The sequence below is a fragment of the Streptomyces sp. NBC_01334 genome, from assembly GCF_035983595.1.
In the GTDB taxonomy this organism is placed as follows: domain Bacteria; phylum Actinomycetota; class Actinomycetes; order Streptomycetales; family Streptomycetaceae; genus Streptomyces; species Streptomyces coriariae.
The window spans coordinates 4,346,140-4,360,034 of sequence record NZ_CP130718.1; the positions used below are offsets into that span (position 1 = coordinate 4,346,140).

Consider the following 13,895-nt stretch of genomic DNA (forward strand, 5'->3'; position numbering starts at 1 on the left):
TCGGCAAGTGAGGGCGACCGGGGCCACCAGGATCACCGGGGACCGGCGACCACCGGCGAGGGTGATGACGACTGCTGCTGCGGTTCCGCGACCGCTCGTTCAGGCCTGGCGCAGATCCTCCAGGGTCACGGCCGAACCCGGCAGGACCGACGGGGCCGGGGCCCGCAGTCCGTCCAGGAACACCTGAAGGTGGCGGTGGACGAAGCGGTCGGCGTTCAGGCAGCCGGTACCGGCCGGGGGTCGGCTGAGCTGGGCCACCGCGATCATCACGTCCCCCACGCCGACGTCGGGCCTGAGCTGCCCGGCCGCCTTCGCACGGTCCATGACTTCTCCGATGATCAGCTCGACCCGTTCACGCGCGGCTTCGAGGTCGGGGTGGTGCTCGTCGAAGGTGCTGGAGATCATCGGGCACAGCGCACTGAGCCGCTCCTCGGCGGAGGCGTGCACGAACCGTTCCAGCGCCCCGAACGCGTCGCTCTCGGCGAGGGCGACCTGTCCGGCCTGGACCATGCGGTCCAGCACCGAGCAGACGACCTCGCGCACCAGGGCGTCACGGTCGGGGAAGTTGCGGTACACCGTGGCATTGCCGACGCCGGCCCGGCGGGCGATCTCGTCGAGCGGCACATCGGCACCGAACTCGACGAACATCTCGCGGGCGGCGGTGACGATCCGCTCCCGGTTGCGCAGAGCGTCGGCGCGGGGCCGGGTCACCTTGCGCACGGTGGGGGTAGCGGTCGCGGTCTGCACGGCGCACTCCTTCTGACGTGTCGGATGTTTCTGACGTTTCGGTTGTTTCGAGTTCTGACGTACCGGACGCTTCGAGACTCGTGACGATCCGGGGATCGACTCCCCGTTTCGCTCGGACACATGGCTAAACGGGGACGGCATCCCCGGTTATTTCCCAAACCCAGAAGTTTCTTGATGTGACCTGGATCACACCTTGAACCGGACGGCCGGGGGCGGGCGACGCAGCCGCGGCCGGAGCGGCCGAGAAGGCCTGCGACCAGGGGCGCTACCGGGGTGTGACCAGGGGATGTGCCCGCCGGAACGGGACCGCCAGAGCCATACCGGTCGGTAATCCACGATCGGTCTCCTCCAGCGCGCGCCCGCGTGCACCCCGTCGGAGGGTGATCGAAAGGGTGCAGCCGGTGATCGGTGGCTGCCTGGAGCGAAAGGCCCCTGCATGCAGCCGCAGCCCCTGCGCACCGCCTCGGCCCGCGCAGGCGAGCCACTCCGCCGTCGGATACGCCCGCGCCGCGTCGCCGCCCTCGCCTCCGTCTCCGTGCTGACGCTCGCGGTCAGCACGTCGGCCGGATCCGGGCACCTCGCGCCGCCCCCCGGTGCAACGGTCGGCGCGGGCCCCGTGTCCCTGGCCCGTTCCTCCGCCCTCGCCCCCTGCATGATCAACGGCCGCGCCACCGTCCAGATGTCCGAGGGCCTGCCCACGCCGGGCGGCTACTCCCGCTCCACCGGCACCGTCCGCGCCCTCACCCTGATGATCGACTTCTCCGACGCGCCCGGTCGGGGCAGCGCGCTGAGCCGCTACCGCGAGTTCTTCCCGCAGACCGAGGAATGGTTCCGCACGGCGTCGTACGGCCGCCTCGACTACCGCGCCGAGACTCCGATCCGGCACTGGCTGCGCATGCCCAAGCCGTTCCGCGAGTACGGCATAGAGCGTGGCGCGCCCTTCGACCCCGGCTACCGCGAACTCGTCCAGGACATCGTGGCCTCCGCCGACCCGACCGTGGACTTCCGCTCGTACGACCTCCTGAACGTACTGGTCACCCCGAACGCGGGCCCCTCCGCCCTCGACACGGTCCTTTCGGTGACGTTCGCCGGCAACGCCGAGGCGCCGGTCGCCGACGGGGTCACCGTGGCGAACGCGTCCTTCGTCTACTCCCGCCAGGACGACGGTTCAGGCTCCTACGACCGCACCGGCTACCGCGTCCTCCCCCACGAGAACGGGCATGTCTTCGGCCTGCCCGACCTCTACACCCAGGAGGGCGGGGGCGCCGTCGGCCACTGGGACATCATGAGCGAGGACTGGGGCGCCAACAACGATCTGCTCGGCTGGCACAAGTGGAAACTGGGCTGGCTGGACGCCTCCCAGATCTCCTGCGCGGCCGCACCGGGTACGACGGAGTACCCCCTGACCCCCCTGTCCCGCACGACCGGCCCGAAGCTGGTCTTCGTCCCGCTCAGCGACCGCACCGGTTACGCCGTCGAACTGCGCGCCCGCGGCGGCAACGACGAGACGGTGTGCCGCCCGGGCGTCCTCATCTACAAGGTCGACGCGGACGTGGACACCGGCATGGGCCCGGTCACGGTCTACGACTCCCACACCGACAGCGGCGGCTGCACCCGCAGCCCCAACGTCCACGCGGAACTCTCCGACGCCCCCTTCGCACCGGGCGAGACGTTCAAGGACCCCAAGAGGGGCATCCGCATCTCGGTGGTGGGGGCGGACCTGAAAGGCGACTACCGCGTACGGGTGAGCCGGGGGTAGCCGGCCTGACGGGAAGCCGACCGAGGGGTGGAGGGCGGGGAGGTGGATGAGCAGGACGCGGACGAGCGGAGGGGCGGTCAGGCGGACGGGGCGTGCGGTCCGCAGGACGACCGGGACTACCGTAGGCCTGCCGCGACGCCGTCCAACCACACGACACAACCATGACGACCACGTACGCGCGTACATGCACGCGCGCGTGGCCGCACCCTGCCGATACCCACCGCCACCGAACACCGCCACCGAACACCGACCGCCAGTCCGCGACCAGACGCCACACACCGCACACCGCACGCCACACACCGCCACCGTCAGTTCCGCCGCCGTATCGGAGAGCCGAGCAGCCATGTCCGCGAAGACGACCGCATCCGCCCCGGTCCCGACCCCGGAGGCAGGACAGGCGCCGGCGGAGGCGGTCACGCCGCTGATCCGCGGGGTCGCCGTGTTGCGGCAGCTGACCGAGGCGGGCGGCACCATGAGCCTGAGCGCCCTGGAGCGGACCACCGGCCTCGCCCGCTCCACGGTCGACCGCATCACCGCGACCCTCACCCGCATGGGGTACGTCCGTCTCGACGGCCGGGACGCGATCCTGACCCCCCACGTCATGGAACTCGGCAACGCCTACCTGGCCGCGCTGCGCCTGCCCGCGCTGCTGTCCACCCGCGCGGACCGCCTCGCCGACGAACTGGACGAGTCCGTGTCCCTGGCGGTCGCCGACCGCGACGGCATCCGCTTCATCCACCAGGCGACCCGCCGCCGCGCGATGTCCCTGAGCTTCCGCATCGGCGACCTGCTCCCGGCCGAACGCACCGCGCCGGGCCAGCTGTTCGCGACGGAGTGGACGGACGAAGAGTGGCAGGCCTGGCGCGCCCGCAGGACGAGGGACCCGCAGAACCGCGACTTCCCGACCCTGCCGCCACCCCCGCAGAACGCGAGGAGCGACGAGGACTTCACCCGACGGACCGCGCGGGCGGCAGCGGAGAACTGCGCCCTGGACGACCAGCTGATCGAACCGGGCCTGGTGGCCGTCTCCGTCCCCGTACGGGATCCGCGCACCGCCCGGATCGCGTGCGTGGCGAACGTCGTCAGCCATACGAGCCGGCACACGTCCGCGGACCTGCGCGAGACGCTCCTCCCCCGCCTTCGGCTGGCCGTGGCGGCGATGGAGGAGGGCCTGCGCCGGGCACCGCAACCCGAGCCGGGCCCACCCCCGGCGGGACTGGCGACCTGGACGGGCGCGTCGAAGCAGGAACTGGGCCGTGAGTTCATCGAGTCCCTCGCCCGGGGCCTGACGGTCCTGGCGGCGTTCGACGAGGGCCGGGCGGAGCTGACCCTCACGGAGGTCGCGAAGGCGACCGGCCTGGCGAGGGCGACGGCCCGCCGCGCCCTGATCACCTACGAACACCTGGGCCTGGTGACCCCCACCCCCCACCGCGCGTTCACCCTCACCCCCCAGGTCCTCTCCCTCGGCTTCCCGCCCCTCTCCCGCACGTCCCTCCCGCGGATCGCGACCCCCCACCTGACGACGCTGACGGACGCCATCCAGGAGACGACCTCCCTGGCGGTCCTGACCGAACGGCGCGACGAGATCCAGTACACGGCCCGGGCGACCGCGAACCACGTCATGAGCGTGGACATCGCCGTGGGCACACGGCTCCCGGCCCCCTCCACATCACTGGGCCGCCTCCTGCTCACCGGCCCCGCAGCGGCGGCCTCCGGCTCCTACGCCCTGGGCGACGAGGAACTGGAACAGGGCGTCCGCGCGATCGCGGTCCCGATCCACGACCGGGACGGCCAGGTGATCGCCGCCCTGAACGCGGCGACCCACGTCGCCCGCCGCACGGCCGAGGAGTGCGTCCACGACATCCTCCCGGCCCTGCTCTCCACCGCCTCCCACATCGAGACAGACCTCCACACAGCCGCCCGCTTCACCCACGTCCCCCTGACCTGACCCCCACACCCGCCAACCCGAATCCGGTACGCTGACGCCAGTGACCCACAGGGCCACCATCCCGCCTTCGTAGCTCAGGGGATAGAGCACCGCTCTCCTAAAGCGGGTGTCGCAGGTTCGAATCCTGCCGGGGGCACAGAGAAAGGGCCAGCTCAGGAGGGTTTCCTCCCAGGCTGGCCCTTCGTCGTGTCCGGGGTCGTGCCACACGCGTGCCACTAATGCCACGCGGATGCCACATCCCCTAGTCGGGGGTTGCCTCTCCCCCACCCTCGCGGATCATGGCCCCGAGCCGATCAGCGATGGCCCGGTCACGGTCGCTGGTCATGTGCTGATAGATCAGCGCGGCGCGCGAGCTGCTGTGGCCCATGCGGGTCATCAATTCACGGGTGCTGGCACCGGCGGTCGAGGCCAGCGTGTTGCCAGTGTGGCGGAGATCGTGGAAGTGGAGTTCCGACGTGACGCCCGCCGCCTTCCTGGCCGACACCCAGTCGTCGCGGAAGTTGCTTCGCCGGAGTTGGCCTCCCTGCGGTCCGACGAAGACGTGTCCATCGCGGCCGGGCGCGGCGAACTGTTCCAAGTGGCGTGTCACGTCGTCGAGCAGCTCGGCGGGAAACGAGATGGCACGTACCCCGGCAGCGGACTTCGGCGCTTTGTCGAAGAGGCGGCCGTCCTGCAACTCAGCCTGAGACCTGCGGACGCTGACGGTCAGTCCCTCCAAGTCGATGTCCCGACGGCGGAGGGCGGCGAGTTCACCGAAGCGCAGAGTGGTGAACGCCGCCAGGAGGACGAGCAGCCGGTAGCGCGGCGCGATGGTGTCGGCGACGGCGAAGACTTCGGCGACCGAGAGGACCGGCCGCTCGGGCACGTCGTAGCGATCGGCACCCTTGATACGGCACGGGTTGCGCCGGATCAGTTCGTCGTCCACAGCCGTGTTCATCAGGGCCCGCAGCAGTTGGTACGCCTTGACCACCGTCGGCTCACCGATGCCGGCCGCGAGGAGCTTCCCCCTCCAGCTACGCACACGAGCCGTCGTCACGTCTGCCATGGTCCCGGCTCCGAAGGTGGGCAAGATGTGCAGCCGTATGACGGACTCAGACCGCTCACGGGTGCGGTCGGCAAGCTTCCGGTCCCGCAGCCATGCCGTGGCGTACTCCACGAAGTTCACCGAACCGGCGTCCGGGTCCGACCACTGGCCACGCGAGATGTCAGCCTCGATTTGGGCGAGAGCGACTTGAGCGTCGCTCTTCGTCGGGTACGTCTTCTCGGCCGGGCGGAGTTGTCCAGTCTCAGGGTCTCGATAGCGGACCTGCCAACGGCCGGACGGGAGTTGACGAACCGACCCGAAGCTTCGGCGCTGCTTCTTCTGGTTGGCCATCAGGCGACCCTCCGCAGTGAGCCACGCCGGTGGCCGATCGGCTGCACCGTGTTGGCGGCGACGAAGGCGCTCAGGGCGCTCTCCGGGATGCGGACGTGCCTACCGACCTTGACGAACGTGATGCGTCGCTCGGCGATGAGGCGGCGCGGGAAACGCTCCGAGGTGCCAAGGAATTCGGCCACCTGCGCCACGGTGAGGTAGCGGTCAGCCACGGGTGGGTTCTCCTTCCGTTCCGGGGTTGGCGGGGGCTGGCGGCGAGTGGACCTTGTAGCGGCTGATGCCGAGACGCTCGGCGACCTGGTCCACGGTGAGCACGGCCGTCGTCATGCAGGCAGCAGCCCTTCTTGTTTGGCGCGTTGGGAGTGGGCGATGTCGTGGCGGACCTGGGCGGCCAGGAGCTCTTCGCCTGGGCGGTAGCCGCTGCTGAGGTAGGTCCACGAGGAGGCGGTGACGAGGGTGGTGTTCTCGTCGTCCACGGGCAGGCCGGCGCGGATGCGGGCGGCTTCGGCCTGGGCGGTGCGCCAGGCGCGGCGTACGTGGCGGAGTGCGCCGAGGGTGGTCGAGTAAGCGCGCGATTTGCTGGAGAAGTGGCCGCGGAAGCCGAGCATGTGGGCCCACTTCCAGAGCTTGAGTTCGGCGAACTCGGGGAGATGGCCGAGCGCCCAGGCGGTACGGATCATCTGGCGGGCGTGCTGCTGCACGGGGAGGTCCGTGAGGGGTTCGGCCTGGCCGGTGCCGTCGCAGTCGGCGCACAGGTCGCGGAAGTCGCCGGGGCCACGTACGTAGCCGCGTCCGGCGCAGGGGCGGCAGACCAGGGTGCGGTCCACGGTGCCCGCGCCCTCGGCATTCTTGGTGGCGTACTTGGCGACGTATCCGGCGACCTTGGCGTCCGTGAGCTCGCCGTCCCCCAAGGCGAAGATCTGATCCACCTTGAAGCGGTCGCCCCACCGGATGACGCGTTCGCCGACCGCGTCCGACTCGACAGTGAGCCGTGCGCGCTCGACTGCCAGGCCGACGGCGACACGGAGAGCGTCGAAGGTGGCCCAGACCGGGGGCGAGGTGGTGTGGCCGTCGGGACCGTCGAAGCGGACCACCGCATGAAAGTGGACCAGGCCGCGTTGCTGGTACTCGGCCACTTTGGCGAAGGAGACGCGGAGGGCCGCGTTGAGTGCCTTCTGTGTCATGCCGAGGTGCTCGGCGAGGGCACGGCGCAGGTAGGTGGTGAAGCGTGCCCAGAGGGCCCCGGCGTGGGCGTTCCACAGAACGGCGCCGGTGTAGTCGTAGCCTGCCGGGCGGAGGGGGGTGCCCAGTTCGGGAGCGTCCTGGGGGTGGCTCTCGCCGCACACGCAAGGGCGGGGCTTGCCCGCGTCGGTCGTGGGGCGGTTGTGGACGGGGCCGAAGGACGGGGCGGTGAGGGTGACGAAGGCGCGGGGGTGGTCGCGGACGGCTTCGGCGACGTTCTTGCCGCCGGACAGTCCGGCCTTGATCAGGTGGTAGGTGTCGGCGGCGTAGAGGCGGGAGCAGGCCGGGCAGCGGGAGGCGCGGCGGTTGCCGCAAGTGGTGAGAAGGCGGCCGGTGGGCTCGTCTTCGGAGCGGTAGGAGCGGACCACCTGCTTGGTGGTCTGGTCGGTGGTGACGGTCCAGCCGTGCAGGTTGACTGGGCTGGTGCAGCCTCGAAGGTCGCGAACCTGCTCCGTCACGCGGTCGAAGTTGTCGGTGTTGGCCAGTTCGACCAGGTCCCGCAGGCCGGGACTGATGACGTGGCGCAGGTCGAGGGGGCGGCGCATGTGTGGCGGGGTGTCCCTTCTGGCGCGAGGGTGGGGAGCCTGCGGGCAGCAGCGATTCAGTGCGCTCGGGCTGCTGCCCGCAGGCATGGCAGGTCGGCCCCAGGGGTGGGCAGTGGTGGGAAGTGCCGGAGAGGCCGGCGGAAGGTGTGGCCCTACAGAGCGGCGTGCAGCGCGGTGGCCATGGGCAGGCCGATTCCGAGTCGCGTCTTGAGCTGGGCCGCCGTGATTGGTTCGCCGTGCTCGGTGTGGTGGGACGTCGCGATGGAGCGTGCTTCGGTCAGCAGGGGCTCAGGCACCTTGACCGCAGGCGAAGCGGGAGCCGGGGCAGCCGGGGCGATGTGAGGAGCGACGGGTGCCGGGGCCGGAAGGGTGAGCGGCGCCGCAGGGCGGATGGCGTCGGAAGCCGTCTCAGGCACCGACTCGATCTCGTCCGGCACGGAAGCCGGTACGGCGGGGCGCGCAACGGTGTGGAAGGCGCGCAGGAGCTGCGGGCCGACGGAGCCCCAGCCGAGGAGGAGCAGTGGGGCCACCGCGTCAACGGCGGCGCGGCCGTAGTGTCCGGCGACGATCGGTTCGGCGACGTTGAGGGCGAGGGTCAGCAGCCCGGAGAAGTGCATGAGGCGCGTGGCAGCCGTCATCTGGTCGGCGGGCAGGCCGCGCAGGGAGAGGTAGCGCAGGGCGACCAGGAGGCCGACCACGGACAGGTCCACCATCGGGGCGATGAGCGGTGCGATCGGGCCGGGGACGCCCAGGCGCAGGGCGAGCGACCAGACGTTGCCGAAGGAGAAGACGAACGCCAGCGCGGCAATGACGATCATGACGGCGGTGATGGTGCGCTGAGTGATCCGGTCCTCTGTCATGGGTGTTCACCTCCTCTCCTGGGGTGTCGGGAACGTGCGAGCGCGGTGGGTCAGGCTGCTCAGGCGTCGAGCTTGGTGAGGTCCACGTCCGTCAGGCGAAGGCCGAGGAAGGCTTCCAGGAGGACGTTCGGGTCAGCGGTGAGACTTGCCGTCTCTTCGGCGACGCGAGCCGCTTCCGCGTCGGGCACGTAGGGCGTACGGATGCGGGTGAAGCCGGGTTGCGACTGGTGGTTCATCGACGCGACGCCGACGTAAGTGGGGTCCTGGAGGTTGATGGGGTTGGCGTCCGGCCATTCCCGGATCTCGTCGCCGAGTGCGGCCACAGCGGCTTCGGCGGTCTTCTGGGCGAAGCTCAGGCCGACGGGGCACACGTCGCGGATGAAGGTGGGGATCGCGTCACCGGTGGACTTCTGAGTGGTGAGGATGACGAGCAGTCCCACGGACCGGCCCTTCTTCACCAGGTCTTCCACGAGCCGGGCGTTCTCGGCGGCGAGCGCGGCCAGTTTCTTCGTCTGCTGGTCGCTGCCCTTGTGGTCGCGGAAGTAGGTGTGGGCTTCGTCGACGATCAGCACGACCAGGGGCCAATGCTCGGATGGGCCGACGTCCCACATCGATTTCACCCCGAGCATCTGGCGCACCGAAGCCGACCGGGCGCGGCGGAGCTCCACCAGGTGCCGGAACAGCTTGTTGGCCTCTTCCAGGTCATCGCCTACGAAGGCGAACATGCGTTGGACCCAGTCGGCGTAGTCGCCTTCGTACGCAGCCGACACCTTGCCGTCCGCGCAGGCGAACTGCACCGCAGGCGACGGTGCCCAGTCGGAGAGAAGCCGGTTGATCAGGCTGGTCTTGCCGAAGCCGGGGAGGCCGGCCACCGTGACGCCGGGTACTTGCGTGAGGTTCACCGAGACGGGCTGCGCGTACTCGTCCAGGCCCAGATCCCACCGGGCTGTCTCCTCCGGTGGCTCACCGGTGGGGTGGTGCTCGGTGGGGAACTTCAGCGGATCCAGTCGCACACCCCGGATGAGGACCTGCCCAGGCTTGTCCTGGGTGACCGCCACTCGTGTGCACCGCCAGGCGTCCGCGAGGTGCGGGCCCGCCTTCTGGAACTGCTGGAGTCCAACACCAGGCAGGCACTGGGCCCGCGCGATCACTCCGTACGCGTCGTGCTTCACCCTCAGGGAGGGGATGAGGACGCGCGGCTTGATGGGCTTGCCGTTCGTGTTCGCCAGCGACGCCAGCGCGGTCGGGGTCTTGTCCGTGGCCGACAGCTTGAGCATCGGTGCGAGTCGCTTCCAGCCCCAACGCACGCGTATGGCCTGCCGTATGGACTGCCGGGTCATGGCATCGGCGCGAACGTAGCGGACCACCCACCAGACCGCCCATCCGACGAGCACGGCGAGCGGCAGGGCGACGACGAGCGGGACCTGACCAAAGATCCCTTCCGCCGGGGCGTTCGGGTCCTTCATGTGTGGCTCTCCAACGGGTTGTAGAGGAAGGCCGCAAGGGCCGATTCGAGGGCCGCCCGATCCGCCGACGCCTCGAGGCGGGGATAGCCGTAGCCGACGAGCACGGCCGCCACCGAGTTCACGAGCGATTCGGTGAAGCGGGCATCCGGCCCGGCGTGAGGCAGCGGGTAGCTGCGCTCAGCGCCGGACCGGGAGGTGGTGACGCTCACGCCGCCTCAGCGGCCGGGGCCGCCAGGTCCAGGCGAGCCGCGCGGTAGGCGATGCCGTCCGAGAGCGAGCCGTTGAAGATCCGCGCCCACGGGGTGGCGAACAGTTCCACCGGCATGACCGGGACACCCGGTCGGAGGCCGTTGGGCAGTCCGGTCTCCGGAACGGTGATCTTCAGAGCTTCGGCACGGTCCTCCTCCATGAAGAAGAGGGTGATCGTGTAGAGCTTCGCGCCGGTCTCACGGTCGGTGGCGAACTGCGTCTTCTCCTGGTCCGCGTACTTCGGCACCGGCAGGGTGCCGACCATGAACGAGGAGGTGGGGAGCAGGCCAACACGGATGCGTGCCATGGGAGTTGATTCCTTTCGGTTGCGCTCCACCAGGTCGGTGGGGCGTGATCACCATTGAACCTAGCTGACCTAGCAGTGTCAAGTGAATCGCGTGAGCTAGGTATCAGCTGACATAGGCCACCTATGTCAGTGGGGTGTGCTAGGGGTGCTAGAAATCGCTACTCTTGGGCCATGAGCCCCGCGCCAGAGAGCAAGCAGGACCGTCGGCCGCCGTATCAGCACGCTGCCGACGAGCTTCGGCGCGACATCTTGCAGGGGCGGATCAAGCCGGGCGAGCAGATGCCGTCCATTCGCGAACTGCAAGAACGCTTCGGCGTGGCCAACATGACCGCGAGGTCCGCACTGAACGTCCTGCGCGATGAGGGCTTGATCTACACGATCCACGGACGTGGCAGCTTCGTCGCAGACCACAGCGCCGGCGGGGAGCTCTCGGCGAACTACACCGCTCCAGCTTGGTACTTGGCGAACCAGGACGAGAAGCCCGGCCAGGCAGGGCAGGGGGAGGGCGGGCCCGACGCCACCGAAGCGGCCGAAGACGCCGGGACCACCCTTGCTGAAGTACTCACCGCACTACGTGACGAGATCCGTGTTCTCAGCGCTGATCATCAGGAACTGCGACGTGAGGTCGAGGAGCTGAAGGCAGCTCAGCAGCCGAAGCCGTAGTCCTGATCTGGGCCACTTCCTCTCGCAGCTCCCTGGTCTCCCTGCTCAGGCGGACGACCATGGCCCGCATCTCCTCGATCAGCGCGACTACCTGATCCGTGTCCCCGACGTGAATGCTGGTCGACCCCATTTCGTTGTCCGGTATGTGCTCGGTCATCGCTCCCCGCTTGCTGCCGTGCCGCCGTTCCGTGCCGCACTTGCTCGAACCGCCGGGACTTGCGCACGGCATCCGCGTCTCTCCCAGGTCGATCGACTACTGCGCTGCGGTGCTGTTCAGAGTTTCTTTACTGGATCAAGGCGGCCCGCCTACGGCGGTCCGCGCGCGCTGGCGGCCGGGGGCCGCCGCCGCTCTATGTCTCCGCCACCGCTGCGCCGGCCCCCGGCCACTCAGCGCGCAGCACCGCCAAGGCAGACAGCCAGGCCGGGAAGGAACTGGCCCAGCCCGAGCACCAGGACCAGGACCACGACCAGGTCCAGGCCGAGCCCGAGCAAGCACGCCCCCGCCGTCCGGATGGCCGCCGTTTCGAAACCGGGAAGCGTGGCTGATACCGGTACGGGGTTGCTGGAGACACACGTGACGGGTGCTCGTTCGGCGCACGCGTCGCCGTGGCTGACTTTCGGTGGCGCAGGTCAGAACCGCACTGCCTATGGGTGGACTTCCATCGTTCCCTCCTCCAACTCGACGACAGACGAAAGGGGTTGTAGCCGGGCCTGAATCCGGGCACGCCGACCGCCCCGGTACCATCGGCACCGGGGTCCTGATCAGGGCTTCCACGACCGGACCACCCGGAATGCTGTCGAGGCTGAGGGGTGGTCCGGTCTCTTGCTGTTGTCGTCCGCGTATGTGCGACGCGAGACGGGTTGGGGCTTCGAGGTCAGATCAGGGCTTTGCCCACCTCGTAGATGGTGGGCCGGTCCCCCGGCGAGTGGCTGAGCATCGCGTCGACCAGTTCGCCCAGCTCACCGGGCACCTTCACGGGCCGACGTCGACCGTTGGCCACTGCCTCTCGCTGCACAGGGCGCGGAGCGTCGTCCGGGTACTCGACCGCCCGCCAGCCCGTGGCGGAGATGAGCAGCGAGGCCCCGAGTGCGTAGACGTCGGCTTCCTGCGTCGGCTCCGCTTCTCCGGTGTCCAGCACGCTCCGGGCGATCTCCGGTGCTTCGTAGTGGACGAGGCAGCCGCGGAACGGGAAGTCGTACCCCTTGGGTACCTGTCCGCCCCGGGCCAAGGCGAGGTCGATGAGGTGTGTTCGTTCCGGTCCGATGATGAAGTGGGCGGGTTGCACGTCACCGTGTGCCCAGCCTCTTACGTGGAGATCGGCCAGGGCTTCGACGCATCTCAGCGCCACGCTGGTGTGCGGCTTGATGGACGAGCCCGGCTTACGGCAGGGCTCCCACAGCCCGTAAAGGTCCGGCCCTTCATGCCACGGCTGGAAGTTCCACGTCCCGTGTTCCCATTCACCGTACGCGATCTCGGCGAAGCCGAGGCGATGCAGGACGGCGCCCTCACGTGCGGGCGCGAGGGCGGTCCAGGGCTGGGCAGGCCACTCGGCCGTGGCTTCGATCGGATAGCCGAGCTTCACGGCGTAGCGGCCCCGATGGCTCTCCACTTCCCAGACCGAGGAGCCCCGGCGGTTGATGACCAGGCGCTGCGTCGTGGGCATGAGCGCGTCGAGCACCACGATCGGCAGTTCAGGGGTTGGGCCGGACAAGGATTCGTCTCCCTTCGGGCGAGCGCGGCCGACCCCGAGTCGAGGCCGGCCGCGTCGCTGTTGTCGTGAACTACGCCTGACCGTACGGTCGGCCGCAGTCGGAGTCGCACTGCGCGAGGTTCGCGCCGTCCACGGTCCACAGGTCATCGAAGACCACGAACCCGGCCGCCTTCATGGCGCGAGCCGAGGCGGCGACCTTCTCCGGATCACGTGCCCCACCACCGGGCTTCGGGTTGTGGTGCAGGAAGCGGCCCGCGTGCCGCTCGCACAGCTCGGCGTACTCCTTCGTGTGCAGGATCAGCGCGTGAAGACCGAGGTCGACGTCGTCGGACGGGACCATGGAGACGGTGGCCGTAGCCGCCGTGACCAGGAAGGCGACCGCCTGGTCCGCGATCCGCCCAGCGCGCTCGGGGGACTGCCCGTCGTGGACCACCACGAAGCGGACAAGGCTCTCGAACAGCTCTTCACCAGCGACCGCGCGACCGGTCCTCTGGTCGTTCGTCGTTGCCGTCATGTGCCATCTCCTGAGGTGAGGTGAGGTGGTGTGTGTGGCCTTGCCTGCCCCGGACGCCGAGCTCGGCGCATGGACGATCGGGAGGCGGGATTGGAGGCCGGCCCCGAACGGGGACGGGGAGCCGGGCGATCGGCACCCGTTCGGGGCGGCCGGTCTACTGGCCGGCGCCGAGGGCCATGCCGATCACCAGACCGCACGAACCGCTCATGCAGAAGGTGAACAGGAACCCGGCGTACCTGCCGATGGCGCGCTTCACAGCGGGACCTGACTGTTGCCGTTCCGCACGGCCAGGCGTGCGCTCAGTTCCTCGCGCGCACTCGGTGCCACCACGTTGCCCGGCATGGCATCCCACTCCCTGCCGCCACGGACCGGCCGCATCTGCACGCGGCCACCGACCTCGCCCATGACGACACCGATATGCCCGGTGACACTGTCTTTCGCCAGTTCACCGATGGCTGGTCTGGTCTGCTGATTGCTCGCCATGCACACGAGCATCGCGAGCCGGATA

15 protein-coding genes and 1 tRNA gene are annotated in these 13,895 nt (G+C 69.6%); 4 read left to right on the forward strand and 12 right to left on the reverse strand.

The annotated features are described in order from the left end of the window. Positions 1–99 precede the first annotated feature (99 nt). Entirely contained in the window at positions 100–747 is a 648-nt protein-coding gene (locus OG736_RS19355) for a TetR/AcrR family transcriptional regulator (protein ID WP_327183560.1), read from the reverse strand. Positions 748–1,183: 436 nt separating this feature from the next. On the opposite strand from OG736_RS19355, the gene OG736_RS19360 reads away from it, so the two are divergent. From OG736_RS19360 to OG736_RS19370, 3 genes are all read left to right on the forward strand, one after another. Then, complete coding sequence (locus tag OG736_RS19360) at positions 1,184–2,506, forward strand: M6 family metalloprotease domain-containing protein (protein ID WP_327183561.1); 1,323 nt, start codon at positions 1,184–1,186, stop codon at positions 2,504–2,506. A gap of 343 nt (positions 2,507–2,849) precedes the next feature. After that, complete coding sequence (locus tag OG736_RS19365) at positions 2,850–4,454, forward strand: IclR family transcriptional regulator domain-containing protein (RefSeq protein ID WP_327183562.1); 1,605 nt, start codon at positions 2,850–2,852, stop codon at positions 4,452–4,454. A 63-nt stretch (positions 4,455–4,517) separates the two neighbouring features. Then, positions 4,518–4,590, forward strand: a tRNA-Arg gene (locus OG736_RS19370). Between the two features lie 105 nt (positions 4,591–4,695). Here OG736_RS19370 and OG736_RS19375 read toward each other — a convergent pair. From OG736_RS19375 to OG736_RS19410, 8 genes are all read right to left on the reverse strand, one after another. Further along, positions 4,696–5,829 (reverse strand): tyrosine-type recombinase/integrase, encoded by a 1,134-nt coding sequence (locus OG736_RS19375; protein WP_327183563.1) that lies wholly within the window; start codon positions 5,827–5,829, stop codon positions 4,696–4,698. Next, positions 5,829–6,041 (reverse strand): helix-turn-helix domain-containing protein, encoded by a 213-nt coding sequence (locus OG736_RS19380; RefSeq protein WP_327183564.1) that lies wholly within the window; start codon positions 6,039–6,041, stop codon positions 5,829–5,831. The genes OG736_RS19375 and OG736_RS19380 overlap by 1 nt, the downstream gene beginning before the upstream one ends. Next, the gene (locus tag OG736_RS19385; RefSeq protein ID WP_327183565.1) at positions 6,034–6,156 is read right to left on the reverse strand and encodes a helix-turn-helix domain-containing protein; all 123 of its coding nucleotides are present in this window, start codon (positions 6,154–6,156) and stop codon (positions 6,034–6,036) included. The genes OG736_RS19380 and OG736_RS19385 overlap by 8 nt, the downstream gene beginning before the upstream one ends. Continuing rightward, positions 6,153–7,616, reverse strand: coding sequence for a replication initiator (locus tag OG736_RS19390; protein WP_327183566.1), 1,464 nt, complete (start codon positions 7,614–7,616; stop codon positions 6,153–6,155). The genes OG736_RS19385 and OG736_RS19390 overlap by 4 nt, the downstream gene beginning before the upstream one ends. Before the next feature lie 152 nt (positions 7,617–7,768). After that, positions 7,769–8,476 (reverse strand): DUF2637 domain-containing protein, encoded by a 708-nt coding sequence (locus OG736_RS19395; protein ID WP_327183567.1) that lies wholly within the window; start codon positions 8,474–8,476, stop codon positions 7,769–7,771. A 59-nt stretch (positions 8,477–8,535) separates the two neighbouring features. Then, positions 8,536–9,942, reverse strand: a complete 1,407-nt coding sequence (locus tag OG736_RS19400; RefSeq protein WP_327183568.1) for a cell division protein FtsK — start codon at positions 9,940–9,942, stop codon at positions 8,536–8,538. Then, a complete protein-coding gene (locus tag OG736_RS19405) occupies positions 9,939–10,151 on the reverse strand; it encodes a hypothetical protein (RefSeq protein WP_327183569.1) in 213 nt (70 codons plus the stop codon). The genes OG736_RS19400 and OG736_RS19405 overlap by 4 nt, the downstream gene beginning before the upstream one ends. Further along, complete coding sequence (locus OG736_RS19410; protein ID WP_252556006.1) at positions 10,148–10,498, reverse strand: SCO3933 family regulatory protein; 351 nt, start codon at positions 10,496–10,498, stop codon at positions 10,148–10,150. The genes OG736_RS19405 and OG736_RS19410 overlap by 4 nt, the downstream gene beginning before the upstream one ends. A gap of 171 nt (positions 10,499–10,669) precedes the next feature. Here OG736_RS19410 and OG736_RS19415 point away from each other — a divergent pair, with 171 nt between their 5' ends. Next, complete coding sequence (locus OG736_RS19415) at positions 10,670–11,161, forward strand: GntR family transcriptional regulator (RefSeq protein ID WP_327183570.1); 492 nt, start codon at positions 10,670–10,672, stop codon at positions 11,159–11,161. 875 nt (positions 11,162–12,036) lie between these two features. Here OG736_RS19415 and OG736_RS19420 read toward each other — a convergent pair. From OG736_RS19420 to OG736_RS19430, 3 genes are all read right to left on the reverse strand, one after another. After that, positions 12,037–12,873: a protein kinase family protein gene (locus OG736_RS19420; RefSeq protein WP_327183571.1), complete on the reverse strand. Its 837-nt coding sequence runs from the start codon at positions 12,871–12,873 to the stop codon at positions 12,037–12,039. A gap of 70 nt (positions 12,874–12,943) precedes the next feature. Beyond that, positions 12,944–13,387, reverse strand: coding sequence for a glycine-rich domain-containing protein (locus OG736_RS19425; RefSeq protein WP_327183572.1), 444 nt, complete (start codon positions 13,385–13,387; stop codon positions 12,944–12,946). A gap of 252 nt (positions 13,388–13,639) precedes the next feature. Further along, on the reverse strand, positions 13,640–13,882 hold the full coding sequence (locus OG736_RS19430; RefSeq protein WP_327183573.1) for a hypothetical protein: 243 nt from the start codon (positions 13,880–13,882) through the stop codon (positions 13,640–13,642). Positions 13,883–13,895 lie beyond the last annotated feature (13 nt).

Coding starts and splice junctions, on each gene's coding strand:
- OG736_RS19425 (WP_327183572.1), bottom strand. CDS start 13,387: ATGACGGCAACGACGAACGACCAGAGGACCGGTCGCGCGGTCGCTGGT.
- OG736_RS19360 (WP_327183561.1), top strand. CDS start 1,184: ATGCAGCCGCAGCCCCTGCGCACCGCCTCGGCCCGCGCAGGCGAGCCA.
- OG736_RS19365 (WP_327183562.1), top strand. CDS start 2,850: ATGTCCGCGAAGACGACCGCATCCGCCCCGGTCCCGACCCCGGAGGCA.
- OG736_RS19410 (WP_252556006.1), bottom strand. CDS start 10,498: ATGGCACGCATCCGTGTTGGCCTGCTCCCCACCTCCTCGTTCATGGTC.
- OG736_RS19430 (WP_327183573.1), bottom strand. CDS start 13,882: ATGCTCGTGTGCATGGCGAGCAATCAGCAGACCAGACCAGCCATCGGT.
- OG736_RS19390 (WP_327183566.1), bottom strand. CDS start 7,616: ATGCGCCGCCCCCTCGACCTGCGCCACGTCATCAGTCCCGGCCTGCGG.
- OG736_RS19375 (WP_327183563.1), bottom strand. CDS start 5,829: ATGGCCAACCAGAAGAAGCAGCGCCGAAGCTTCGGGTCGGTTCGTCAA.
- OG736_RS19415 (WP_327183570.1), top strand. CDS start 10,670: ATGAGCCCCGCGCCAGAGAGCAAGCAGGACCGTCGGCCGCCGTATCAG.
- OG736_RS19395 (WP_327183567.1), bottom strand. CDS start 8,476: ATGACAGAGGACCGGATCACTCAGCGCACCATCACCGCCGTCATGATC.
- OG736_RS19385 (WP_327183565.1), bottom strand. CDS start 6,156: ATGACGACGGCCGTGCTCACCGTGGACCAGGTCGCCGAGCGTCTCGGC.
- OG736_RS19400 (WP_327183568.1), bottom strand. CDS start 9,942: ATGAAGGACCCGAACGCCCCGGCGGAAGGGATCTTTGGTCAGGTCCCG.